This window comes from Pseudomonas mercuritolerans (assembly GCF_025706525.1).
Taxonomy (GTDB): Bacteria; Pseudomonadota; Gammaproteobacteria; order Pseudomonadales; family Pseudomonadaceae; genus Aquipseudomonas; species Aquipseudomonas mercuritolerans.
In genome coordinates this window covers 22,268-45,855 of record NZ_JAMSHA010000006.1, presented here as the reverse complement: position 1 = coordinate 45,855, position 23,588 = coordinate 22,268, and the positions used below count along the sequence as shown (strand labels likewise).

Annotated in this window: 21 protein-coding genes; 10 read left to right on the top strand and 11 right to left on the bottom strand. The window is 60.1% G+C overall.

Annotation, left to right across the window (positions count from 1 at the left end; all coding sequences use genetic code 11):
* Window positions 1-32: 32 nt before the first annotated feature.
* The 6 genes from ND528_RS17620 to ND528_RS17595 all read right to left on the bottom strand — a co-directional run bounded on the left by ND528_RS17620 (window position 33) and on the right by ND528_RS17595 (window position 8,437).
* A complete protein-coding gene (locus tag ND528_RS17620; protein WP_130912516.1) occupies window positions 33-779 on the bottom strand; it encodes a 2OG-Fe dioxygenase family protein in 747 nt (248 codons plus the stop codon).
* 231 nt (window positions 780-1,010) lie between these two features.
* Entirely contained in the window at window positions 1,011-2,315 is a 1,305-nt protein-coding gene (locus ND528_RS17615; RefSeq protein WP_122751817.1) for an OprD family porin, read from the bottom strand.
* 461 nt (window positions 2,316-2,776) lie between these two features.
* Complete coding sequence (locus ND528_RS17610; RefSeq protein WP_016772156.1) at window positions 2,777-2,989, bottom strand: hypothetical protein; 213 nt, start codon at window positions 2,987-2,989, stop codon at window positions 2,777-2,779.
* A gap of 245 nt (window positions 2,990-3,234) precedes the next feature.
* Window positions 3,235-4,341: an agmatine deiminase gene (gene aguA, locus ND528_RS17605; protein ID WP_212615059.1), complete on the bottom strand. Its 1,107-nt coding sequence runs from the start codon at window positions 4,339-4,341 to the stop codon at window positions 3,235-3,237.
* A complete protein-coding gene (aguB, locus tag ND528_RS17600) occupies window positions 4,341-5,219 on the bottom strand; it encodes an N-carbamoylputrescine amidase (RefSeq protein WP_263470808.1) in 879 nt (292 codons plus the stop codon). The genes aguA and aguB overlap by 1 nt, the downstream gene beginning before the upstream one ends.
* Window positions 5,220-5,524: 305 nt before the next feature.
* A complete protein-coding gene (locus ND528_RS17595; RefSeq protein WP_263470807.1) occupies window positions 5,525-8,437 on the bottom strand; it encodes an aminotransferase in 2,913 nt (970 codons plus the stop codon).
* A gap of 211 nt (window positions 8,438-8,648) precedes the next feature.
* On the opposite strand from ND528_RS17595, the gene ND528_RS17590 reads away from it, so the two are divergent.
* The 5 genes from ND528_RS17590 to ND528_RS17570 all read left to right on the top strand — a co-directional run bounded on the left by ND528_RS17590 (window position 8,649) and on the right by ND528_RS17570 (window position 13,482).
* Window positions 8,649-9,173, top strand: coding sequence for a DUF3916 domain-containing protein (locus ND528_RS17590; RefSeq protein WP_122508428.1), 525 nt, complete (start codon window positions 8,649-8,651; stop codon window positions 9,171-9,173).
* Window positions 9,174-9,255: 82 nt separating this feature from the next.
* Entirely contained in the window at window positions 9,256-9,801 is a 546-nt protein-coding gene (gene rfbC, locus ND528_RS17585; RefSeq protein ID WP_263470806.1) for a dTDP-4-dehydrorhamnose 3,5-epimerase, read from the top strand.
* Between the two features lie 41 nt (window positions 9,802-9,842).
* Window positions 9,843-11,651: a sensor histidine kinase gene (locus ND528_RS17580; RefSeq protein WP_130910038.1), complete on the top strand. Its 1,809-nt coding sequence runs from the start codon at window positions 9,843-9,845 to the stop codon at window positions 11,649-11,651.
* A complete protein-coding gene (locus tag ND528_RS17575) occupies window positions 11,648-13,030 on the top strand; it encodes a sigma-54-dependent transcriptional regulator (protein ID WP_263470805.1) in 1,383 nt (460 codons plus the stop codon). Before ND528_RS17580 ends, ND528_RS17575 begins: the two co-directional genes overlap by 4 nt.
* Complete coding sequence (locus tag ND528_RS17570; RefSeq protein WP_263470804.1) at window positions 13,027-13,482, top strand: thioesterase domain-containing protein; 456 nt, start codon at window positions 13,027-13,029, stop codon at window positions 13,480-13,482. Before ND528_RS17575 ends, ND528_RS17570 begins: the two co-directional genes overlap by 4 nt.
* A 333-nt stretch (window positions 13,483-13,815) precedes the next feature.
* Here the strand turns inward: ND528_RS17570 and cysQ are convergent, their stop codons facing one another.
* Both cysQ and nudE read right to left on the bottom strand, forming a co-directional pair.
* On the bottom strand, window positions 13,816-14,643 hold the full coding sequence (gene cysQ / locus ND528_RS17565; protein ID WP_263470977.1) for a 3'(2'),5'-bisphosphate nucleotidase CysQ: 828 nt from the start codon (window positions 14,641-14,643) through the stop codon (window positions 13,816-13,818).
* Between the two features lie 7 nt (window positions 14,644-14,650).
* The gene (gene nudE, locus ND528_RS17560) at window positions 14,651-15,220 is read right to left on the bottom strand and encodes an ADP compounds hydrolase NudE (protein WP_130910858.1); all 570 of its coding nucleotides are present in this window, start codon (window positions 15,218-15,220) and stop codon (window positions 14,651-14,653) included.
* A gap of 88 nt (window positions 15,221-15,308) precedes the next feature.
* Between nudE and yrfG the strand changes: the two genes are divergently transcribed.
* Complete coding sequence (gene yrfG / locus ND528_RS17555; protein WP_130910857.1) at window positions 15,309-15,971, top strand: GMP/IMP nucleotidase; 663 nt, start codon at window positions 15,309-15,311, stop codon at window positions 15,969-15,971.
* Window positions 15,972-16,072: 101 nt separating this feature from the next.
* On the opposite strand, the gene lysM is transcribed toward yrfG, so the two are convergent.
* Entirely contained in the window at window positions 16,073-16,513 is a 441-nt protein-coding gene (gene lysM / locus ND528_RS17550) for a peptidoglycan-binding protein LysM (protein ID WP_122601389.1), read from the bottom strand.
* A gap of 138 nt (window positions 16,514-16,651) precedes the next feature.
* Here lysM and ND528_RS17545 point away from each other — a divergent pair, with 138 nt between their 5' ends.
* From ND528_RS17545 to ND528_RS17530, 4 genes are all read left to right on the top strand, one after another.
* A complete protein-coding gene (locus tag ND528_RS17545; RefSeq protein WP_016772169.1) occupies window positions 16,652-17,539 on the top strand; it encodes a LysR family transcriptional regulator in 888 nt (295 codons plus the stop codon).
* A 92-nt stretch (window positions 17,540-17,631) separates the two neighbouring features.
* Entirely contained in the window at window positions 17,632-18,471 is an 840-nt protein-coding gene (gene fdhD / locus ND528_RS17540; protein WP_130910856.1) for a formate dehydrogenase accessory sulfurtransferase FdhD, read from the top strand.
* On the top strand, window positions 18,468-20,816 hold the full coding sequence (locus ND528_RS17535) for an FdhF/YdeP family oxidoreductase (protein ID WP_263470803.1): 2,349 nt from the start codon (window positions 18,468-18,470) through the stop codon (window positions 20,814-20,816). Before fdhD ends, ND528_RS17535 begins: the two co-directional genes overlap by 4 nt.
* Window positions 20,817-21,148: 332 nt before the next feature.
* Window positions 21,149-21,631 (top strand): glycine zipper domain-containing protein, encoded by a 483-nt coding sequence (locus tag ND528_RS17530; RefSeq protein WP_137215070.1) that lies wholly within the window; start codon window positions 21,149-21,151, stop codon window positions 21,629-21,631.
* A 55-nt stretch (window positions 21,632-21,686) separates the two neighbouring features.
* Here ND528_RS17530 and ND528_RS17525 read toward each other — a convergent pair whose 3' ends face one another.
* Together ND528_RS17525 and ND528_RS17520 are read right to left on the bottom strand one after the other, a co-directional pair.
* Window positions 21,687-22,118: an acyl-CoA thioesterase gene (locus tag ND528_RS17525; protein WP_130910166.1), complete on the bottom strand. Its 432-nt coding sequence runs from the start codon at window positions 22,116-22,118 to the stop codon at window positions 21,687-21,689.
* A 137-nt stretch (window positions 22,119-22,255) separates the two neighbouring features.
* On the bottom strand, window positions 22,256-23,482 hold the full coding sequence (locus ND528_RS17520; RefSeq protein ID WP_263470802.1) for a 3-hydroxyacyl-CoA dehydrogenase: 1,227 nt from the start codon (window positions 23,480-23,482) through the stop codon (window positions 22,256-22,258).
* Window positions 23,483-23,588: the final 106 nt, after the last annotated feature.

Genomic DNA, 23,588 nt, shown 5'->3' with positions numbered 1-23,588 from the left:
AGCATTCGACGCCGTCGATTGGGGTGATCTGATTAGCGAACAATGTCGAAAGCGGTCCCGGGCCGCGAGAAGGAAATCGCCAGAATCTGCCGGTACGCCATGGCATGGGTGTGGGTATTGCGCGCCGGGGTCACGTAGTGGCGCATGTCGCGATCGAGGAAGTAGGTGGTGTCGAGAATTTCCTCGTAGGTGGTCGCCGCCAGTTGTTGCTTGTGGGTGTCGTACAAACGGCTCTCCGCACCCTCGACGTTATTGCGCCCCCAGAAGTGCACGCCGCTGAACGGATAGCCGTCGCAGTGAATACCTTCAGGGGTGATTTCCAGCTGTTTGCCGGGTTTGATCTCGATGCGGATCTGATGGATCTGGCACTGCCAGATTTCATCGTGCAACTCTTCCGGCAGCACACTTTTGTACACTTCGAAATCAGTGTCGATCAGGCTGCGCATCACCGGTGAAGAGATCACTTCCTCGGAAAAGTCTTGAAAGTGCCGCACCACGCCACCGACGTAAGCGTTGTTCTCTTTCGATTGCACATAGGGGCGATGCTCCAGTTGCTTGAGCTCGCGGGTTTTCGGGTTGTATTCAAAGTCGCTGTAACGACGGTAACGCATGCCGGCTTCGGCCTGACCGTAGTAGCTGTCAGGCTCCATGTTTTCCCAACTTTTGGTCAGTCTGACGAAGTCGGCAAAATGACCGTAGAGATTGAAGTCACCACCCTGGACGTTGACAAACTTGTCGCGCCGTAGCGATTCGCCCACTTCTCTGTTCAAAACGATCATTACCAAATTCTCCGCTGCGTTGAACGCCCTAATCTATGGGGTGGAGAATTTGCGTCCATGAGAAAGAATTTCAGGCATTTGAAGCTCTGCTTGAAACGGAATCTGCAGCCCTTGAAAAACGACTTTTACATGACAAGAACACCGGTTATTTCCGGTTTTCACTGAAAAACCGTCGAAAAAAAACCCCGACCGAATCGGGGTTTTCTCATTTCTCTTACAGCGGATCGATCATCAGAAGATGTTGATCGGGTAGTCCACGAATACGCGCAACTCGTTACCGCTGACGTTGTACTCGCTGGATTTCTGCGACACGCGCAGGATCGAACTGCGCAACTTCACGCTCAGGTCTTTGGCCGGGCCACTTTGCACGACGTACTTGAACTGGTTGAAGATTTCGCGCTCGGTGCCGCCTTCGCTGGTGGACGTGGTGATGTTGTCGCCGCGCACGTAAGCGAAGTTGTAGCTCAGACCTGGAACGCCGAACGAACCAAAGTCCAGGCCATAGCCCAGCTGCCAGCTGCGTTCGTCTTCGGCGTTGAAGTCAGACCAGTAGGAGTTGGCCAGGTAGATAGAGTTACCACCGTCGCCGACACGACCCTGGTCTTTCTGATAGCCGCCGTAGGCATAACCCAGGTTGCTGTCGCCAGTGGAACGCTGGTGCGCCACGGTGAACGAGTGCGGGCCGGTGGCGAAGGTGGCTGCCAGGCTCCAGATCTTGTTGTCGCGACCGGTGACGATGCTTTCGCCCGGCACGGTGTTTTCGCGCACGTACGAGCTGTCCAGCTTGGTGCGATAGCCGTTGAAATCCAGGGTCAGGGACTGATCCTTGTTGAACGGAATCACGTAGTTGGCGTTCACGTACTGTTTCTTCAAGACGTCTTCAACGTCGGAGGCGTACAGCGCGCCTTTGAAATGTTCGGTGAACTGATAGCTGCCGCCCAACACGTTGATCGACTTCAGACCGCCGCTGTCACGGCCCTCATCGCTCTTGCGCGACTCGGCGGTGAAACGACCGGCGTTCAATTCCAGGCCTTGGATTTCACGGGAAGTGATCAAGGTACCGGTATAGCTTTCCGGCAGCAGACGCACGTTGTCGTAGCTCAGCACCGGCAGGGCCGGCATCTGGTCGCCATAGGTCAGTACGGTATTGGACACTCGGAACTTGACCGCAGCACCGCCCTTGGCGATGTCGTGGTTCGCGCGACCATCATTTTCCTGTCTGAAAAAATCGATGCCGCCGGCGCCGCTACGGCCCTTGCCGCCGTCCAGGCGCAATGCGTACAGACCGAAAGCGTCCACGCCGACACCGACGGTGCCTTGGGTGAAGCCCGACGAGAAGGTACCGATGGCCGCTTGGCCCCATTCGGCCTTGTCCTTGTTACCGTCTTTGTAATCACGATTGATGTAGGCGTTGCGCAGCAGCACTTTCAGGCTGCTGTCTTCAACGAAACCCTTGGATTCGGCCTGGTCGTTAGCCATGGCCTGTGTAGCACTCAACATCCCCAGTGCGATCAGACTGATTCGCTTGTTCAACATTTTGTTTTCCTTATTACGGGTTGAAACGCGCTGTGTCGAACGGCTGAAACGGCGCTTTTGCACTCTTGTATTCACCCCGAAACAAAAAGACCCGCCAACGAGAACGTCATGGCGGGCCTGCTCCTTGTTTTGAGTCATGGCGGTTAGCCACAGGCGTTGGGCCGAATCGTAGCTGCGCCCTGAACAGTGTGTCAATTTCAAGAATCGTCTTTAAATAGGCGAAAAACGTCTAAGAAACGTAATTTTCTTGCTGGGCTATTGCAGAAAAATGAGGTTAAGCAGGGAGTTCTGAATTTTAGGAGCGAGCCTGCTCGCGAAATCGGTGGATCATTCGATGAAGTCATTGGCAGGGCTGACGTCTTCGCGAGCAGGCTCGCTCCCACCTTTGAATACCTGAGGATAAAAATCAGGCAAAAAAAGCGCCACCATCCCGGCAGCGCTTTTACCAATCCCTATTGTTCTTATCCTTCCATCACATCCCACAAGGCTTCCAGCTCGGCCTCGCTGAACAGGCCAGCGGGGTAACGCTCGATCATCATCCGGCGCGGATCAGGTTGTCTGATCTGACGCGTTCCATTGGACTTCAACCAGTGCGCGACAAGCTGGAGCGATTCGCCGTTGACGGCCATGGGATGCACAGTCCGCTCGCTGATTACGTTCACTTCGGCGTTCATTTCAGCGCTCTCTCCCCGTTCGTGAGCGGCTACGTTATCCAAGGTTTGTGACAGAACTGTTGAAGTTCCCCGCCCTCCCTAGTGCACCAGGAGCAATACAAGAGCTATGCCAAGGCGACCCGAATGTCGACCGGCGGATACAAACAAGCCCGCGGTCCTGACGGGCTGCGGGCTTGCTTTCATGCGTAGCGAGCTAATCATTGCCTCGCTGTTTTGCTAAACAACTCAAGCTGTTACGACTCAACTCACTCTTTGTGCGGCGCTGGCTGCTGTTGGGTAAGGCAGTGAATATTGCCGCCACCCAGTAACAGTTCGCGGCCCGGCACCATCACTACTTCATGATGCGGAAACAACTTCTGCAGGATTTCCCTGGCCGGGGCATCCATCGGGTCGTCGAAGCTCGGCGCGATGATGCCGCCGTTGACGATCAGGAAGTTCACGTAGGAACCGGCCAGGCGCACGGACGGATTGCGCTCTTGCGAACCGTCCACCGCATCGACGCCGGCACACTCTTCTTCGGTCGCGTACAGCGGCCCCGGAATCGGCATTTTATGCACCGTGAACGGGCGGCCCTTGGCATCGGTGCTGCTTTGCAGCACTTGCATCGCGGCCTGACAGCGTGGGTAGTTCGGATCCTGCGGATCGTCGGTCCATGCCAGCAGCACTTCGCCCGGGCGCACGTAGCAACAGAAGTTATCCACATGGCCGTCGGTTTCATCGTTGAACAAGCCATCCGGCAGCCAGATGATCTTGTCCACGGACAGGTTGTCGCTGAGCACCGCTTCGATTTCTTCGCGGCTCAGGTGCGGGTTGCGATTGCGGTTGAGCAGGCATTCTTCGGTGGTGATCAGCGTGCCTTCGCCATCGACATGAATCGAACCGCCTTCGAGCACAAAACCTTCGGTGCGGTAGCGCGGGCTGCGTTCGATCTCGAGGATCTTGCCGCCGACCTGCGAATCACGGTTCCACGGCGCATACAGACCGCCATCGAAACCGCCCCAAGCGTTGAAATCCCAGTTCACGCCGCGCACTTCGCCACGGTTGTTGATGACGAAGGTCGGGCCGCTGTCGCGAACCCAGGCGTCGTCACTGGACATTTCCACCACGCGGATATTCGGCACATCGAGGCGCGCGCGGGCGTTTTCGTATTGGCCGGCGGAGACCGCAACGGTCACCGGTTCGAAACGGGCGATGGCCTTGGCCACCGCGGCGTGCGCAGCCTGCGCCGGTTTGCCGCCCAGACGCCAGTTGTCCGGGCGCTCAGGCCAGATCATCCAGGTCTGGGTTTGCGGCGCCCACTCGGCCGGCATGTAGAAGCCATCGGCGCGTGGGGTACTTTTCAATGTGGTCATCAGGACTCCAGGGAACCGTCGAGGGTTTTCAACGCGCCGTACAGATTCGGCCGGCGGTCGCGGAATGAACCCCACGCGCTGCGAATATGTTCCAGCTCGTCGAGGTTGAACGTGTGCACAAGAATACCTTCTTCGGTTTTATTCAGCTCCTGCACTTTTTCGCCGAATTGGTTGGCGATGAAAGAAGAGCCGTAGAAGGTGATGTCGTAGCCGTCCTGCTCTTCATTGCCAATCCGGTTGCTGGCAATCAGCGGCATCAGGTTGGCGCCGGCATGGCCCTGCTGCACCCGCTGCCAGTGATCGCGTGAAGAGATGGTCTTGTCATGCGGCTCGCTGCCGATCGCGGTCGGATAAAAAAGAATTTCCGCGCCTTGCAGGGCCATGCTGCGCGCCGCTTCCGGAAACCACTGGTCCCAGCAGATGCCGACGCCGATTTTTGCGTATCGGGTGTTCCATACCTTGAAGCCGGTGTCGCCCGGGTTGAAGTAATACTTCTCGTGATAGCCGGGGCCGTCGGGGATGTGGCTTTTACGATAAATCCCGAGGTTGCTGCCGTCAGCGTCGATGATCGCGATGCTGTTGAAGCGTGCACGCCCGGCCAGTTCGTAGAAGCTGATCGGCAGCACCACTTGCAGCTCTTTGGCGATTTTCTGGAAATGCTTGATGGCGACGTTTTCTTCAACGGTTGTAGCCAGTTGCAGGTAATCCGGATTCGGCTTCTGGCAGAAGTACGGTGCCTCGAACAGTTCCTGGATGAGGATGATCTGTGCGCCTTCGGCGGCGGCTTCGCGGACCAGTCTTTCAGCGGTTTCGAGGTTGGCTTCCAGGTCCCACGAACAGGCCATCTGCGTGGCGGCGACGGTAACGATACGGCTCATGAATCATCTCCGGGCTAGTGCTTTGACGGGCGAAGAATTCGACCGAAACGAAAACGCGCGCACCGGACAAGAGATCGCCATGCCGGAGCAATGGCAACTTTATAGCCGATAAATATCGGTTTTAAAAGCTGTAAAGAAAGAATCTCTCTGTCTGAACGCCAATTAACTCGATACAAATCGAACTTAAGACCAAAAACAAATGTCGGAGCGAGCCTGCTCGCGAATGCGCTGTGTCAGTCACCGCATGTGGCGACTGATACACAGCTTTCGCGAGCAGGCTCGCTCCCACAGGGGATGTGCCTTGTTTACAGGCCCTCGGTAAGCACCCGATCCAGCATATCGACGAAGAAATCCACGCTCTGGCGCGACGTCACCATCGGTGGCTTGATCTTGAGAATGTTCAAATCGTCGCCGGTCGGCTGCATGAAAATCCCCAGCTCACGCAGACGATCACACAGCAACGCAGTCTCGGCGGTTGCCGGTTCCAGTGTCTGCCGATTGCGGATCAGTTCCAGCCCGAGATAAAACCCGGAGCCGTGCACCGCGCCGACCAGCGGATGTTTATCGATCAACGCTTCCAGGCGCGCCTTGAAATAGCCGCCGACGACCTGGGCGTTTTCCCAGAGCTTTTCTTCCTCCATCACATCGAGCACCGCCATACCAATCTGGCAACTGACCGGACTGCCGCCCGCCGACGAGAAGAAATAGCCTTCGGCCTCCAGCGCCTCGGCGATTTCCCGGCGAGTGATCACCGCGCCAAGTGGCTGGCCGTTACCCATGCCTTTGGCCATGGTGATGATGTCCGGCACTACGCCCTGCTGTTCGAAGCCCCAGAAAAAATGGCCCATGCGCCCATAACCGACCTGCACTTCGTCAGCGATGCACACCCCGCCCTGCGCGCGGACCTTTTCATACACCTGCGGCAAATAGCCCGGCGGTAAAGAAATACCTCCGGCATTGCCGTAGACCGGCTCGCAGATGAAACCGGCCAGTTGCCGCTTCTGCTCGGCCAGTTTTTGCAGGTGATGTTCGACGCTGCGCACGTAATCCGGCGCCGAATCGGCGCCACGGAATTCGCCGCGATAAGTGTTCGGCGCCGGCACTGGGTGCACCCAGTCCGGGCGACTTTCCAGGGCCTTCGGGTTGTCGGCAATCGACGTCGATACCGCATCGGCGCCGATCGTCCAGCCGTGATACGCCTCAAGCACACTGATCATGTCGCGCCCGCCGCTGTAGGCCCAGGCCAGACGAATCGCCAGGTCATTGGCTTCGCTGCCGCTGTTGACCAGGAACACGCGATCCATGCCCTGCGGTGCAAGCTTCAGCAGGCGCTCGGAAAACTCGGCGACCGCCGCGTAGTTGAAGCGCGAATTGGTATTGAGCAACGACCACTGCCGCGCCGCGACCGCCGCCATCCGAGGGTGACCGTGGCCGAGCACGGCGACGTTGTTGAGCATGTCCAGATAGGATCGGCCGTGCATATCAATCAGGTGATTGCGCCAGCCGCGTTCAATGCGCGGCGGGTCAACGTAATAGTGTTTTTGCGTGCGGGCAAAACTGGCATCGCGGCGTTCGAGCAGGGTTTTCGCGTCCAGCTCAGGCTCGGCGTCGCAGGCCAGCCCTAGCAGAGTCGCCGGCGACGGGCACAACGCCTGCCACGCAGATGCACGGGACGGCGTGCAGAAGAGCGGCGCGTCGAGTTCTGCTCCCCGGCACATCTGCACAAGCAGCGGGCCCGTGACCGTGCCGAGCTTCTGGCCTTGATCCAATGCCGCGCCATGGCCAAGAACTGGCGTCACGCCCCACAGGCGAACGCTGAACTGTGGGCCATCGAGTTGCAGCGCACCGTTTGCCGCTTGATTCAGCACGCCGGCGAATGGCGCTTGCACTTCGGTTCCAGTCGGCACACGCAATTCGACATGCAACGGGAACGTGTCCGGCTCAGTCGCGCAGTCTGGCCGAGTACGTGACAAGCGATACTGGCCATAACGCGTCGCCGCCAGCCCGTGCACCGCTGCGGCTTCTGTCAGCAAACGCTGATCAATGCCCTGCTGCTCCCAATTGCCCGCCTCGAAGTGCGGGCTCAACACGCCCAGATCGATCAGGGCGAATTCGCGCCCGACCAATCCGGGCAGCAATGGCGCAAATTCCGGTTTTTCGACCTTCGGCACGGTCTGGCCCACGGCTGTGAGAATCGCCGCTTCCATCAGCGCCAGTGGCACCGAGGTCGCGACGCGAAAGATTTCCCACTCGTGACTGAGATTGTCGCGGCTATACGTATTGGTGGGGTCGATGCTCACCTGTTGCTCGCCACTGAGCACCAGCACCGCCGCCCGCGCCACGATCAATGGCCACAGCGCTTGCAGCTCAGCGTACTGCAACGGATTGACCGCGTGATAAGCCTTGACCGCCGGCAGGATGACAAACGGATCGCCATCGGCGTGATGCAGCAAAGCCGCACAGGTCACCGACAGATCGGTGATGCGCCAGGTGCGCACCAGATCACCGAAATCGATCACGCCCTGCAACTGCCAATGCCGCTGTGCATCGCGCGCCCATACGGCGTTGTCATCGGTGATGTCCATGTGAATCGCCTGCACCGGCAGTTTGTCCAGCAACGGCTGCAAACGGCGCTCGGCCTGCTCGGCGGCAACGCCGATCGCCGCACGCTGCTGCGCGTCAGTGACCACCGGCAACAGATGACTGATCAAAGCGTTGGCGTGACGCGCGTCCCACTGCAAGGTGCGTTCAAGACCCGGGTGATCGAAACCTGCCAGGGCCAGATCCATCTCGCCACAGAGCCGGCCAAACCCGGCGACCACGTCCTGGCCAAGGTGATCGAAATCGGTCAACGGCTGGCCGTCGATGTACTCCAGCAACCGCACATGCACCGCTTCGCCATTGGCTTGCAAGGACAACAGGTCTTCACCGTTATTGGCAGCAATCACGCGAGGTACCTTGATCGCCGAGTGCTCGGTCAGATACTTGAGGCCGGCGTGCTGGGCTTGCAGCTCCACAAGGGCGTAGTCGCCACGGCAGACTTTCAAGACGAAGCGCCCGCGCGCACTGTCGACGCGATAATTCAGATCCTGCTGGCTGCCCAGCGCCTGCAACGTGCCGCTGAACCCGTAATATTCGGCCAGCCATTGCAGCGCCTGCGCCTCTGAAACCTGCGGACCGGGCAAACTGGCGCGATGAATCAACGTGGCGAGCGGCATGAAACGACCCCTGAAATTTTATTAGGCGCTTATATCGCCATTGCCTTGGCGGTTACGCAACCCCTTAAGACGTTGCCCGGTCAACCGAAAACGGAAATGCGATCATGAAAGCCTTCCAGGCAAACTTTCCTGCAAGACTTTCAGATTGTTTTTCAGCGCAGCTCTGTGCAATCTGCGCCACAAATTCACAGCACGGATGCAAGCCCACGTCATGTCCCATCGTCGCCTCGCCCTTACGAACAAAAAAGTCCGCAATATCCCTCGCCGCTTGCGAGCTCTCGCCGCTTGGGCCGCCGATTTCGAAGGGTATTTTCCTGCTGACCTTACTCTTGAGGACAAATACTGGAACTGGAAAATTCCGATCCACATGGCAATGGTGGAAGGAAGGCAGGCAACAACCGAGCTGAAAAAGCAATGTGCCCAGCACTTGATCGACGCGGCGCAGCATTTACGCCTGGCTCGCCCGGTGCATGCGCTTGACTGCCGAGTGGTCGCAGCCATTTGTGTTCCCGGCATGTTTTCCAGCGAAATCTGTATCTATACGGATCTGGAATACCACCGCGGTCATATCCCTGCCTCCGACAGCGAATATGTCGAAACCGGCAAAAGCCTGGCTCAAGAATGGGGTCTTGTGTTGCCACAGGGCATGCGCGAACGAGGTTTGCGCTACGAGGTTGAAGGCTGGGATGGGCAGACTTATGAAGAGGAACGCTGGTATTTTGGCGAGGTCGATTGACGCTCCGGCGTAGTCCGCACTCGCGCCCCGCAGCGCTTTGCGCAAGAATGTCGGCCATTCACACCTGTCTATGGAAATCCTCATGAATGTCATCACCAGCGATCTGCCCGGTGTTCTGATCATCGAACCCAAGGTGTTCGGCGACGAGCGCGGTTTTTTCTACGAGAGTTTCAATGCCAAGGCGTTTCAGGACGCTACCGGTCTGGAAACGCAGTTTGTGCAGGACAACCATTCACGCTCGCAGAAAGGCGTGTTGCGCGGCCTGCATTACCAGTTGCAGAACACCCAGGGCAAACTGGTTCGGGTGACCGCAGGTGAAGTGCTCGACGTGGCGGTGGATATCCGTCGCAGCTCGCCGTATTTCGGCAAATGGGTGGCGGTGCGTCTGTCGGCGGAAAACCATCGCCAACTTTGGATACCGGAGGGTTTCGCCCACGGTTTCGCCGTGCTGAGCGAGTTCGCTGAATTCCTCTACAAGACCACCAATTATTACGACCCGTCTTCCGAGCGCAGTATTCGCTGGGACGACCCGGCGCTGGGCATCGACTGGCAACTGGACGAAGCACCGAAGCTATCGGCCAAGGACCAGACGGCCGCGCTGCTCAAGGACGCTGACGTCTTCGCCTGAGGCCGGGCATAATGCGCCAGTTACCTCAGGCGCATCGGCTCATGAAACCACCGCTTCCCCGCAGACCTCGCTGGCGCAGCCTAGCGCTGTTGGCCCTGTGCCTGGCGCCGCTGCTGTGGCCACTGGAGCATCTCGCCGAACGCTATTACCGCAGCGAGCTTGCCGGGCAGAATCGCCAGACCCTCGATCTTTACGTGGCCAACCTGCTCGGCACCCTGCATCGCTACGAAGTGTTGCCGCAGATTCTCGGCGATCTGCCGGCCCTGCGCGCGGTGCTTGGTGCGCCGGACGACGGCGTGACCCAAGGCAACGCCAATCGCCTGCTGAAAAACATCGCCGCGCAGACCGGCGCCGAAGTCATGTACCTGATGGACACGTCCGGCCAGACCCTGGCGGCATCGAACTGGGACAAACGCGACAGCTTCGTCGGCCGCAATTTCGCCTTCCGCCCGTATTTCAGCGAAGCCATGGCCGGGCGCCTCGGGCGCTTCTTCGGGCTGGGCACCACTTCGGCCAAACGCGGCTACTTCTTCGCCGCCGCCGTGCGCAACGGCGAAAAGATCATCGGCGTGCTGGTGATCAAGGTCGACCTCGACCACACCGAAAGCCTGTGGGGCAAAACCCCGGAACAACTGTTGGTAACCGACCACAACGGCGTAGTCATTCTCACCTCGCGCCCGGAATGGCGCTTCCGCTCCACCCGCGAGTTGAGCGAAACCGAGCGCGCCGCGATCACTGCGATCCAGCCCTACCCGACCCGCGAACCCCGACCGCTGAATCTAAGCCCGGACGCCTGGCTGACGCAGACCCACGACATCGCCGAAACCGGCTGGAGCGTGAGCATCCTCGCCCCGCGCACGCTGATTGATCGTCCGGTGCGCACGGTGGTCGCGATCGGCGGCGCCACGCTGTTGGTGGTCATGCTGCTGGTGGGTTTGATGATGCAGCGCCGCCGCCATTATCTGGAGCGCATCGCCTTTGAGGCCAAGGCGCGCCGCGAACTGGAAGGCCGGGTTGCCGAGCGCACCAGCGATCTGGAAGGCCTCAACCGCCGTTTGAAACAGGAAGTGCTTGAGCGCGAGCACGCGCAGCAGGAGCTGGTGCGCGCCCAGGACGATCTGGTCCAGGCCGGCAAACTGTCGGCGCTGGGGACCATGTCGGCGAGCATCAGCCACGAACTCAATCAGCCGCTGGCGGCAATTCGCAGCTATGCGGAAAACGCCGAAGTGCTGCTCGATCATCAGCGCACCGAGGACGCCCGGGGCAACCTCAAGCTGATCAGCGAACTGACCGGGCGCATGGCCTCGATTATCGCCCACCTGCGCGCCTTCGCCCGCCGCGATCGTCACGCACCGGAAAGCGTCGCCCTGCAACCGGCGCTGGACGATGCGCTGGCATTGCTGGCCAAACGTCGGCGCAGCATGGAAGTCGAACTGATTCGCGACTTGCCCGCCGCGACGCTGTGGGTCGAGGCCGGCGAAACCCGATTACGCCAGGTGCTCGGCAATTTGCTGGCCAACGCCCTCGATGCGCTGACCGAAAAAGGCCCGCCGCGCAAATTGTGGCTGAGTGCCGAAGCCACCGCCGACGGCGTCAATCTGTACATTCGCGACAACGGCCCCGGGTTCTGCATGGAAGCCCTTGGCCGCGCCAGCGAGCCCTTCTACACCACCAAGACCCGCACCCAGGGTCTGGGTCTGGGGCTGGCCATTTGTGAAACGCTGATGCGCGCCTTCGGTGGCGAGCTGTCGTTCGCCAACCACAAGCAAGGCGGCGCCCTGATCACCCTGCGCCTGCGCGCCGGCGCACCCGGAGTCAGCCTGCAACCGTCCGAGGACCGAAGTGCATGACCATCGACAATCGCATCCAGGTAGTGTTGATCGACGACGATCCGCACCTGCGCCAGGCCCTCGGTCAGACCCTGGACCTGGCCGGCCTGAAAATCCTGCCGCTGTCCGAAGCCAAGGGCCTGGCCGCGCAACTTGAGCGTGACTGGCCGGGGGTGGTGGTCAGCGACATCCGCATGCCGGGCATGGACGGCCTCGAACTGTTGAGCGAGTTGCATGCACAGGATCCGGAGCTGCCGGTGCTGCTGATCACCGGCCATGGCGACGTACCGCTGGCAGTGCAGGCGATGCGCGCCGGCGCTTACGATTTTCTGGAAAAACCCTTTGCCAGCGATGCGCTGCTCGACAGCGTCCGTCGCGCCCTCGCGCTACGGCGGCTGGTGCTGGACAACCGCAGCCTGCGTCTGGCCTTGAGCGACCGCAACGAATTGAGCGCGCGACTGGTCGGCCATTCGACGCCGATGCTGCGTCTGCGTGAGCAGATCGGTGCGCTGGCGGCGACCAAGGCTGACGTGCTGATCCTCGGCGAAACCGGCGCTGGCAAAGAGGTGGTTGCCCGCGCGCTGCACGACTTGTCGAGCCGCCGCAACGGTCCGTTCGTGGCGATCAACGCCGGCGCCCTGGCCGAATCGGTGGTGGAAAGCGAGCTGTTCGGTCACGAACCCGGCGCCTTCACCGGGGCGCAAAAACGCCGCATCGGCAAATTCGAATTCGCCAACGGCGGCACGCTGTTTCTCGACGAAATCGAAAGCATGAGCATGGACGTGCAAGTGAAACTGCTGCGCATGCTGCAGGAGCGCGTTGTTGAACGCCTGGGCGGCAATCAGTTGATCCCGCTGGACATCCGCGTCATCGCCGCGACCAAGGAAGATCTGCGCCAAGCGGCGGATCAGGGTCGCTTCCGCGCCGACTTGTATTACCGCCTCAACGTCGCACCGCTGCGCATCCCGCCGCTGCGCGAAAGGGGCGAAGACGCATTGGTGCTGTTCCAGCATTACGCCGACGAAGCCAGCGTCCGCCACGGCTTGCCGCCCCATGAGCTGCAACCGGCACACCGCGCCCTGCTGCTGCGCCACACCTGGCCGGGCAACGTGCGTGAACTGCAAAATGCCGCCGAACGCTTCGCGCTGGGTCTGGAGCTGGCTCTGGACAACAGCGCCGATGGCAGCGGCGGCACGCCTGTGGAAGTGGTCAGCGGCGGCCTCAGCGAGCAAGTGGAAAACTTCGAGAAATCGCTGATCGCCGCCGAACTGGCGCGCTCGCACAGCTCGGTGCGCAGCCTCGCCGAAGCCTTGGGTATTCCGCGCAAAACTCTGCATGACAAGTTGCGCAAACATGGCCTGAATTTCGGCGACAGCAGCCACGGGGAAGACAACGAATGAGCAGCGAAAGCGAATACCTGCAAACGGTGCTGCATCACGACATTCCGCTGACCGCCGAGATGGGCCTCGAAGTGCTTGAGTGGCGTGAGCAGCAATTGAGCCTGCACCTGCCGCTTGCGCCCAACGTCAATCACAAGAGCACCATGTTTGGCGGCAGCCTCTACTGCGGCGCGGTGCTGGCCGGTTGGGGCTGGTTGCATTTACGTTTGAAGGAAGAAGGGATTGCCGACGGACATATCGTCATTCAGGAAGGACAGATCAGCTATCCGCTGCCGGTAACCGGTGACGCCGTGGCCATCTGCCCGGCGCCGGAGGCGGCGGTGTGGAAGCGCTTTGTGACGATGTATCGGCGATATGGGCGGGCGCGGCTGACGCTGGATACGCGGATACTGAATGCGGGAAGTGAGGACGAGGCGGTTAGATTTACCGGGCAGTACGTTTTGCACCGTTGAAGATCAACAGCCCCTCACCCTAGCCCTCTCCCGAGGGAGAGGGAACCGATACGGGGATGCTACAGATTTAAGTCGACCTGAAACTGCTTCGCCGAATCCACAATCGACTCGATTCTCCAGGTCCATGCATAGCGCCAGACAACTCGGTCGGCTCCCTCTCCTGGGGGAGAGGGAACCGATACGGGGATGCTACAGATTTACGTCGACCTGAAACTGCTTCGCGGAATACACAATCGACTCGATTCTCCAGGTCCATGCATAGCGCCAGACAACTCGGTCGGCTCCCTCTCCTGGGGGAGAGGGCTGGGGTGAGGGGGAATTCCGGATCAGCAGTTAACCTCGGGCCAGCTCCAACAACCGAGCTCGCCATGCAGCCTTCGCCGGCAGTGCCAGAAAGAACTCATTCAACAGCGATTCCCGCGCAGGGTAACTGAACGTTTCACCCTTTAAATCCAGTACCTCGCCCCCCGCACCTTCCAGCACGCCCTGAGCTGCCGCCGTGTCCCACTGCGAAGTCGGCGCCAGGCGCGGATAGCAGTCGGCAGCACCTTCGGCCAACAGACAGAACTTCAAGGAACTGCCGATATTGGCCAGTTGCAACTCACCAAGACTGGCGCTCAACCCGGCCAGCAAACGCTCTTGCTCGGGACTTGAATGGCGACGGCTGGCCACCACAGTAAACGCCTCGCCCGGTGCAGGCACATCACGCACCTGAATCGCCGTCGGCGTACCACCTTCGTCGCCACGCCAGGCTCCAAATCCGGCACCGCCGACGTAAAAACGACCGTTGGTCGGCATCGTCACCACACCAAATACCACCCGGCCATTTTCGATCAGCGCGATGTTGACGGTGAATTCCTCGCTACCGCTGATGAACTCCTTGGTACCGTCCAGCGGATCAACCAGCCACCAGCGCTGCCAACCGGCGCGCACGCTCTGCGGGATATCGGCGTCCTCTTCGGACAGCACTGGAATGCTCGGATCAAGGGCCGTCAGCCCCGCAACGATAAGGTGATGCGCAGCCAGGTCGGCGGCTGTCACCGGCGAATCATCGGACTTGGCCGTGACTTCAACGCCTGCACGCCAGAATGGCAAAATCGTCTCGCCAGCCTGCAATGCCAGCTCAACCACTGGCGCCATCAGCGGATGGGGAAAACTCATCGACGTCTCACTCATAGCTGAACACCCCGCGCTGGCTCAGCAGATCACGGGTCAAATATAGTGCCGCCAATGCGCGGCCTTCGGTGAATTGCGGATTGAGCGCCAGCGCCGACAGTTCGCGCAGGTTGACCTTGTCGACCCGCATCGGCTCCGGCTCATCGCCTTCCAGCCGTTCTTCGTAGAGATCGGTGGCCAGTACCACTTGGATCTTCTGGCTCATGTAACCGGGCGACAGCGACAGCTCGGTCAGATGTTCCAGTTGACGCGCGCCATAACCGGCCTCTTCCTTGAGTTCCCGCTCGGCCGCCGCCAGCACGTCCTCGCCCGGCTCGATCAGGCCTTTGGGCAGAGACAGTTCGTATTCGTCGGTGCCACCGCAGTATTCCTCGATCAACACCGCGTGTTCGGCATCAAGCATCGCGACGATCATCACCGCGCCGTAGCCAGCGCCCTTGCCAACCAGACGCTCGTAAGTGCGCTCCACGCCATTGGAAAATCGCAGCTTGAGTTCTTCGACGCGAAACAGGCGACTGGTGGCGACAATCTCGCGGGCGAGTACGGTGGGTTTCTGGCGCATGCAAAGCTCCTTGGCGTGAACGCGCTACTATAACGCGGCTTTCCCGATTGTTTGCGTCGGATATCTTTTCACCGTTCGAGACGTTGCCATGCCTTCTTTACCGTGGTCCGACATCGATACCGTTCTGCTCGACATGGACGGCACGCTGCTGGATCTGCACTTCGACAACCATTTCTGGCTCGAGCACCTGCCCCAGCGCTACGCCGAACTGCACGGCATCAGCCGGGCCATGGCCGAGCTGGAATTGCAGCCATTGTTCGAGCGCCATGCCGGCCAGTTGCAGTGGTACTGCCTGGATTTCTGGAGCGCGGAACTGAAATTGTCGGTGCGTGAACTGAAACAGGAAACCGCCCACTTGATCGCCCTGCGCGCGGATGCCGATACCTTTCTCGACGCAATCAAACGCGCCGGCAAACGGGTGATCATGATCACCAACGCGCACCGCGATTCGCTGTCGTTGAAACTGGAACGGATCGAACTGGCACCATACTTCGAGCGGCTGATCAGCTCGCACGACTATGGTTATCCCAAGGAGAACCCCCAGTTCTGGGATGCCTTGCAGGCGGACATCGGTTTTGATCCGGGGCGCAGCCTGTTTATCGACGACACCTTGCCGATCCTGCGCAGTGCACGGGATTTTGGCGTGGCGCATCTGCTCGCGGTTAAGGAACCGGACAGCCGCAAAGGGCCGAAGGACACGGCAGAATTTGCCGCAGTCGAAGACTACCGCGATCTCATTGCCGGACTCTGATCCCTGCAGGAGCTGCCGAAGGCTGCGATCTTTTGATTTGCGTTTTTTTAAGTCAAAGTCAAAAGATCGCAGCCTGCGGCAGCTCCTACATGGGCAGCGCGTTATTTTGGAATGCGCAGCTTTTGCCCCGGATAAATCTTGTTCACATCCTTGAGCATCGGTTTGTTGGCTTCGAAAATCTTCTCGTACTGGTTGGCATTGCCATAGACACGCAGGGAAATCGCACTGAGCGTGTCACCTGCTTTGACCTCGACAAACTCTGCCGCAACCACCACCGGCCCGGTCACGGTGATCTGATCATCCACACTGCCCACGCCAGCAATGTTGCCCACCGCGAGCACAATCTTTTCCTTCTCTTCCTGACTCGCCACCTCACCGGTGATTGTCACTTTGTCCCCATCCACGGTCGCCTGCACATTGGGATTGCCCAGTCCGACCTTGCTGATATGTTCCTTCAACTGCTCGCTGGCATTGGCGTTTCCGGGAGTCAACAGATCAAGCAGTTTCTCACCGGCTTCTTTGACAAAACTCAAAAGGCTCATTGCATTCACTCCATGTAATAAAGGGTCAGTCGTCCAAGCCTAGACCACCCTGGCCAAACCCGGTTCCAGTCCGACCAATGACGCTGCCGCGCCGCAGACGGTAGAATCGCCACACCCCGCCAACCGCCCGGAGCGAAGATGGACATCAAGCAACTGAAATTCCTCATCGCCCTCGACGAAACCCGCCATTTCGGCCAGGCCGCCGCGCGCTGCCACATCACCCAGCCGACCCTGTCGATGCGCTTGCGCAGCCTCGAAGAAGAACTCGACCTGCCATTGGTCAATCGCGGCCAGCGCTTTGAAGGCTTCACCGCACCGGGCGAACGCGTGCTGGCGTGGGCGCGTACGGTGCTGGCGGCTTACGACGGCTTGCAGGCGGAAGCGGCGGCCTGTCGCGGCAACCTGATCGGTACGCTGCGCCTGGGCGTGGTGCCGCTGTCGAGCTTCGATCCCTTGCCGCTGATGCAACGTCTGCATGCGGCGCACCCGGACCTGCGCTTCGAACTGTCGTCGCTGAGCTCCGAGCAGGTGCTCGAACACTTGGCGAACAACCGCATCGACATTGGCGTGTCGTATCTGGAGCGCCTGGACAGCGAGCGCTTCGATTCGCTGGCCTTTAACGAGACGCGCATGGGCCTGCTCTATGACGAGCGCTCGTTCAACTTCGGCGAAGAACCCCTGAGCTGGGAATCGCTGATCGAATTGCCGCTGTGCATGCTCACCAGCGGCATGCACTTTCGCCAGTCCATCGACCACAACTTCCACAGCCGTGGCCTGACCCCGCAACCGCTGCTGCAAACCGACGCCGTGCATCAACTGCTGCAAGCAGTCCACGGCGGTTTTTGCTGCGCAATCATGCCCCTCGACGGCGGCGCGGAAACCCTCGCCGATCACCTGCGCCTGCAACCGATCGAGAACGCCCACACCCTCGCGCCGCTGGGGCTGATCATGCGCCGGGGCGCGCCGCGTTCAGCGCTGGCGGAAGCTTGTTTCGCGCTTTATCAGAAATCGCCAAAAGACGCTTGATCGACGGCATCTATCGGTAGATCGGTAATAGCGATTAGACGCGACAACTTGCCGCGCCTAGTCTTGACCTAGATCAAACCGTCGGTGATGCCATGAACGCCAAGCGCCCAGCCTGCGCGGCGCCAGCAATTGAAACGCCCGCGCCTGCCGCCAGCCAGACCTACAGCTACAGCGATTTACCCCTTGAGGCATCGGCCAGCACCGCGCTGGCCGAGGAAGTCGCGTTGGCGATCGCCTACAACGGCATCAGTCAGGCAGTGATGCTGGTGACGCCCACCGACCTTGAAGACTTCATCGTCGGTTTCAGCCTCGGCAGCGGCATCATCGAGGACGCCAGCGATATCTACGATCTGCAACTGACAGGCTCAGGCTCGGCGCAATACGCGCAGGTGACCATCGCTAACCGTGCGTTCTGGAACCTCAAGCAACAGCGTCGGCAGTTGGCCGGCACCAGCGGTTGCGGATTGTGCGGCGTCGAAGCGGTTGAACAGGCGTTGCCCGATCTCAAGGTATTGCCGGGCGCTGCCTTGCCACCGATCGAATGGCTCGACGGTTTGCGCCAGCGCATCGGCGCGTACCAGCCGCTCGGTCAGCACTGCGGCGCGGTGCATGCGGCGGTGTTCATGAATGCCAGCGGTGAATTGCTGCTCGGCCGCGAAGACATCGGCCGCCATAACGCCCTCGACAAGCTGATCGGCGGGTTGATCCGCCAGAAGATTTCCACCGAAGGCGGCCTGGCGATTGTCACCAGCCGTTGCAGCCTCGAATTGATCCAGAAAGTCTTGCGTGCCGGCATCCAGACCCTGGTCAGCCTGTCGGCACCCACCGGCCTGGCCGTGCAATGGGCCCGGCGCCACAACCTCAATCTCATCCACCTGCCGCAGAAAAGTGCGCCGCGGGTGTACAGCCCCGCGATGGAGAATCAAGCGTGAGCCAACATCATCAAGCCGACCAGAAACCTGTCCCGCGCTACAAGCCTTACAAAGGTGCCGCTGGCGGCTGGGGCGCCCTGATCAGTGTTGCCCAGGCGTGGCTGACCAGCGACAACGCCCTGAAAAACCTGCGCATGATGCTCAAGACCAACCAGAACGGCGGCTTCGACTGCCCGGGTTGCGCCTGGGGTGATTCGCCGGAGAGCGGCATGGTCAAGTTCTGCGAGAACGGCGCCAAAGCGGTGAACTGGGAAGCGACCAAGCGTCGCGTCGATGCGAAATTCTTCGCCAAGCACAGCGTCACTTCCCTGCTGGAACAAAGCGATTACTGGCTGGAATATCAGGGTCGCCTGACTGAGCCGATGGTCTACGACGCCGAATCCGATCGCTACAAGCCGATCTCTTGGGAAGATGCCTTCGCCCTGATCGGCAAGCACCTGCGCAATCTGCCAAGCCCGGATCAGGCCGAGTTCTACACCTCGGGCCGCGCCAGCAACGAAGCAGCTTATCTGTATCAGCTGTTCGTGCGGGCTTACGGCACCAACAATTTCCCTGACTGCTCGAACATGTGCCACGAGGCCAGCGGCGTGGCGTTGGCGCAGAGTGTCGGGGTCGGCAAAGGCACGGTAACCTTCGACGACTTCGAACACGCCGACGCGATTTTCGTCTGGGGCCAGAACCCCGGCACCAACCATCCGCGCATGCTCGAACCGTTGCGTGAAGCGGTGAAACGCGGCGCCCAGGTGGTGTGCATCAATCCGCTGAAAGAGCGCGGTCTGGAGCGTTTCCAGCATCCACAGCACCCGATCGAAATGCTCACCAACGGCGACAAGCCGACCAACACCGCGTATTTCCGCCCGGCACTCGGCGGCGACATGGCGGTGCTGCGCGGCATGGCCAAGTTCCTTCTGCAATGGGAACGTGAAGCACAGAAGGCTGGCGAGCCGGCGGTGTTCGACCATGATTTCCTCAATGCCCACAGCGCTAACGTGCTGGAGTATCTGGCCATCGTCGATGACACCTCGTGGGAGCAGATCGTCGAGCAGTCCGGCCTGACCCTGGTCGAGATCGAGCAAGCCGCGCGCATGTACGCCAAAGGCAAGAACGTAATCATGTGCTGGGCCATGGGCATCACCCAGCACCGTCATTCGGTGCCGACCATTCAGGAAATCGCCAACCTGATGCTGCTGCGCGGCAATATCGGCAAACCGGGCGCCGGTCTGTGCCCGGTGCGCGGCCACAGCAACGTACAGGGCGACCGCACCATGGGCATCAACGAGCGTCCACCGGTGGCGTTCCTCGATTCCCTGGAACGTCGCTTCCAGTTCAAGGTGCCGCGGCATAACGGTCACAACGTGGTCGAGGCAATCCATGCGATGGCCGAAGGTCGCGCCAAGGTGTTCATCGGGCTGGGCGGCAACTTTGCCCAGGCCACGCCGGACAGCTCGCGCACCTTCGAAGCGCTGCGCAACTGCGACCTGACCGTGCAGATCAGCACCAAGCTCAACCGCAGCCACCTCGCCCACGGCAAAGACGCGCTGATCCTGCCGTGCCTGGGCCGCACCGACATCGATATCCAGACCGAAGGCCCGCAAGCGGTGACCGTGGAAGACTCGTTCAGCATGGTCCACGCCTCCAACGGCCAGTTGCAGCCGCTGTCGAACCAGATGCGCTCGGAGCCGTCGATCATCGCCGGCATTGCTGCTGCGACGCTGGGCAGCCAACCGGTGGACTGGAACTGGCTGGTAGCCGATTACGGGCGCATTCGCGAACTGATCGCTGACACCATCCCGAACTTCAAGGACTTCAACGACAAGATCAAGAACCCGGGCGGTTTTTATCTGGGTAACTCGGCGGGCGCCCGCAAGTGGAACACGCCGTCAGGCCGCGCCAACTTCCGCGCCAATCAGTTGCCGAAAGATCTGGTCCACGAGCGCACCCGCGCCACCGGCCAGGTGCCGGATCTGATCCTGCAATCGATGCGTTCCCACGATCAGTACAACACGACGATCTATGGTCTCGATGACCGCTATCGTGGTGTGAAGGGCCAGCGTGACGTGTTGTTCGCCAACGAGGCCGACATCATTCGTCTGGGCTTCCGTCCGGGACAGAAGGCCGACATCGTGTCGATCTGGGACGACGGTCGCGAGCGCCGGGTGAAAGGTTTTACATTGTTGGCGTTCGATATTCCTGCGGGGCAGGCGGCGGCGTACTATCCGGAAGTCAACCCGCTGGTGCCGCTGGAAAGTACGGGGGATGGCAGCCACACGCCGACGTCGAAGTTCATTGCGATCCGGCTGGAAGCGGCGGGTGAGAGCGGGTTGATCATGGCTAAATCCGCTTAACCGCGGAGCCAGATCCGGCCCCTTCGCGAGCAGGCTCGCTCCCACAATTGGAATACGTTTCAAATGTGGGAGCGAGCCTGCTCGCGAAAGCGATCGACCTAGCAACAGATCTGCCGTGGCGAAGATTTTCGACCGCCCACAAAAAAGGCCGTTTTTGCATAAAAACGGCCTGTCCGAAGTAGCTAAAGACCGGCGAAAATCGGTTAAGTTCCGGTGAAAAAACAGTAACTTGCAATCTTGTATACAAGTCGTGTTATTCGTCGGATTTTGATTGTCACGCCCAATGCAGAGCCTCAGGATCGGCGCCGTCATCCCTTTGAGGCTCATCCTCTATGAAGTTCTCCTCGATTCTCTTGTTGTCCCTTGGCCTGGTCAGTGGCTTCGCTTCTGCCGGAGGCACCGCCGAAGCCGGCGTGGGCGGCGCATTGGGCGGGGTTCTTGGCTCGGTCGTCGGTCAGTCTATAGGCGGCAATACAGGTTCAACCATCGGCGCGGCCCTGGGCGGCGCGGGTGGTAGTGCGGTCGGCGCTGACCGTCACAGCCGTGGCGAAGCGGCCATCGGCGGCGCACTGGGTGCTGCTGGCGGTAACGTGGTTGGCCGCAGTCTCGGCGGCACCACCGGCAGCCTGATCGGCTCCGCCGCAGGTGGCGGTGCTGGTGGTGCGCTGGGTAACTACATGGGCCGCGATGACGACGATGGTCGTCACTACGATCGCCGTTACGATGACCGTCGCTACTACCGTGACCGTGGTCATCCGGGTCGCGGTCACGCCTACGGCCACCGCAAGCATCACAAGTACTATCGCCACCGTTAAGGCGAAGGCTTGAACGAAAATCGCAGCCCTTGTGGCTGCGATTTTTTTTGCGCGTCTAGATCACCAGCCGCTCCAGCGTCCCACGCAAACCTGCCGGAATCGGCACCGGCTGATTGGTAGCCCGATCGACAAACACATGCACGAACCGTCCCGCCGCACACGCCTCGCTTTCGCCAACCTTGAACACAGCCAGTTCGTATTGCACCGAACTGTTGCCCAGCTTGCCGACCCGCAGCCCGATCTCGATCAAATCCGGAAAAGCGATCGAGGCAAAGTAATCGCAGGCCGAACTGACCACGAATCCCACCACTTCGCCGTCATGAATATCCAGGCCACCGACCTGAATCAGGTAGGTGTTCACCGCCGTGTCGAAGAAGCTGTAGTAGGTGACGTTGTTGACATGACCGTAGGCGTCGTTGTCGTGCCAGCGTGTGGTGATGGGCTGGAAGTGGGGGTAGTCGGTGCGCTGTGGTGTCGGGTTGGACATTGATCAGGGATTCCCAAGGCTATTTGCTAATTCAAAATATCGGCACAGCTTTCGCGAGCAGGCTCGCTCCCACATTGAAACGCGATAGTCTGTGGGAGCGAGCCTGCTCGCGAAGACGTCAGCACGGCCGACAAGTGTCAGCGATCAGCAAACCCCTTCCCCTGTGCCGCCAGCTCGCCAATCAACCGCGCCGGCTTCCACTGGTCGCCCTGGCGCGTCTCCAGCGCCAGCAAGCGCTGATGAATATCCGCCAGCCCTTGCTGATCTGCCCAGGCCATTGGCCCGCCCTTCTCTGCTGGAAAACCATAACCGTTCAAATACACCAGATCAATGTCATGGGCCGAGCCGGCGATGCCTTCCTGCAGGATCTTCGCGCCTTCGTTGACCAGTGCCAGCAAACAGCGCTCAAGAATTTCTTCGGCGCCGATGTCGCGACGCTGGAAACCCAGCTCTTCGCTGACCCGCAGCACCAATGCATCGACCTCGGGATCATGCTCGGCCTGGCGACTGCCCGGCTCATAGTGGTAGTAGCCGTTACCAGACTTCTGCCCGAACCGGCCCATTTCGCACAGACGGTTATCGATCTGAACCTGCGGTGCATCCTGCCCTTTACCAGCGAGCTCCCGAGCACGCCACTCCAGATCGATGCCGACCACGTCGTACATGCGAAACGGCCCCATGGCGAAGCCGAAGCCTTGCAGCGCGGCGTCAATCTGGTGTGGATAAGCGCCCTCGAGGAGCATCTTGCGCGCTTCAAGTACATACGGATGCAGCATGCGATTGCCGATGAAACCATGGCAGTTGCCCGACACTACGCTTACCTTGCCCATGCGTTTGCCGAGCGCCAGCGCTGCTTCCAGCGCCGCTGGTGACGTTTGCGCACCTCGCACGATCTCCAGCAGTTTCATGATGTGCGCCGGGCTGAAGAAATGCAGGCCCAGTATCTGTGCCGGGCGCCGGGTTGCGGCGGCAATCGCGTCGATATCCAGCGCCGAGGTATTGCTCGCCAGCAGAGCCTCACGTTTGAGCAGGCCATCGAGTTCGCGAAAGATCTTCTGCTTCAGCTCGAGGTTTTCGTACACCGCTTCGATCACCAGATCGACGTTGCGGATCGCCGCGTAATCCGCCGCCGCAGACACACGAGCAATTCGCGCATCCGCCTCGGCCTGATCGATGCGACCCTGACGCACGTTGTGGGCATAAGTCTCGGCGACCGTTGTCAGCGCTTGCTCGAGCATCTGTGGATTGTTGTCCACCCACTGCACGCTCACGCCGGCACTGGCCAGACACATGACGATGCCGCGGCCCATGGTGCCCGCACCGATTACCGCCGCCTGCTGAATATCGAAGGATGTCTGGCTCATGTTGTTCTCTTGTGGGTGGCCCGAAGACAGAATCCAACCTTAGTCAGGCAGCAGCGCTTTTTGAAGTTTATTAGCGTGATGATCGACATTCAGCGGATGGATAGAG

Bases quoted from the DNA above. Each gene is read 5' to 3' on its own strand.
- ND528_RS17525 (WP_130910166.1), bottom strand. From the start codon at position 22,118: ATGTCCAACCCGACACCACAGCGCACCGACTACCCCCACTTCCAGCCC.
- yrfG (WP_130910857.1), top strand. From the start codon at position 15,309: ATGCCTTCTTTACCGTGGTCCGACATCGATACCGTTCTGCTCGACATG.
- ND528_RS17575 (WP_263470805.1), top strand. From the start codon at position 11,648: ATGACCATCGACAATCGCATCCAGGTAGTGTTGATCGACGACGATCCG.
- ND528_RS17570 (WP_263470804.1), top strand. From the start codon at position 13,027: ATGAGCAGCGAAAGCGAATACCTGCAAACGGTGCTGCATCACGACATT.
- ND528_RS17620 (WP_130912516.1), bottom strand. From the start codon at position 779: ATGATCGTTTTGAACAGAGAAGTGGGCGAATCGCTACGGCGCGACAAG.
- ND528_RS17545 (WP_016772169.1), top strand. From the start codon at position 16,652: ATGGACATCAAGCAACTGAAATTCCTCATCGCCCTCGACGAAACCCGC.
- cysQ (WP_263470977.1), bottom strand. From the start codon at position 14,643: ATGAGTTTTCCCCATCCGCTGATGGCGCCAGTGGTTGAGCTGGCATTG.
- ND528_RS17580 (WP_130910038.1), top strand. From the start codon at position 9,843: ATGAAACCACCGCTTCCCCGCAGACCTCGCTGGCGCAGCCTAGCGCTG.
- nudE (WP_130910858.1), bottom strand. From the start codon at position 15,220: ATGCGCCAGAAACCCACCGTACTCGCCCGCGAGATTGTCGCCACCAGT.
- ND528_RS17615 (WP_122751817.1), bottom strand. From the start codon at position 2,315: ATGTTGAACAAGCGAATCAGTCTGATCGCACTGGGGATGTTGAGTGCT.
- ND528_RS17590 (WP_122508428.1), top strand. From the start codon at position 8,649: ATGTCCCATCGTCGCCTCGCCCTTACGAACAAAAAAGTCCGCAATATC.
- ND528_RS17595 (WP_263470807.1), bottom strand. From the start codon at position 8,437: ATGCCGCTCGCCACGTTGATTCATCGCGCCAGTTTGCCCGGTCCGCAG.
- lysM (WP_122601389.1), bottom strand. From the start codon at position 16,513: ATGAGCCTTTTGAGTTTTGTCAAAGAAGCCGGTGAGAAACTGCTTGAT.
- ND528_RS17610 (WP_016772156.1), bottom strand. From the start codon at position 2,989: ATGAACGCCGAAGTGAACGTAATCAGCGAGCGGACTGTGCATCCCATG.
- fdhD (WP_130910856.1), top strand. From the start codon at position 17,632: ATGAACGCCAAGCGCCCAGCCTGCGCGGCGCCAGCAATTGAAACGCCC.
- rfbC (WP_263470806.1), top strand. From the start codon at position 9,256: ATGAATGTCATCACCAGCGATCTGCCCGGTGTTCTGATCATCGAACCC.
- aguA (WP_212615059.1), bottom strand. From the start codon at position 4,341: ATGACCACATTGAAAAGTACCCCACGCGCCGATGGCTTCTACATGCCG.
- ND528_RS17530 (WP_137215070.1), top strand. From the start codon at position 21,149: ATGAAGTTCTCCTCGATTCTCTTGTTGTCCCTTGGCCTGGTCAGTGGC.
- ND528_RS17520 (WP_263470802.1), bottom strand. From the start codon at position 23,482: ATGAGCCAGACATCCTTCGATATTCAGCAGGCGGCGGTAATCGGTGCG.
- aguB (WP_263470808.1), bottom strand. From the start codon at position 5,219: ATGAGCCGTATCGTTACCGTCGCCGCCACGCAGATGGCCTGTTCGTGG.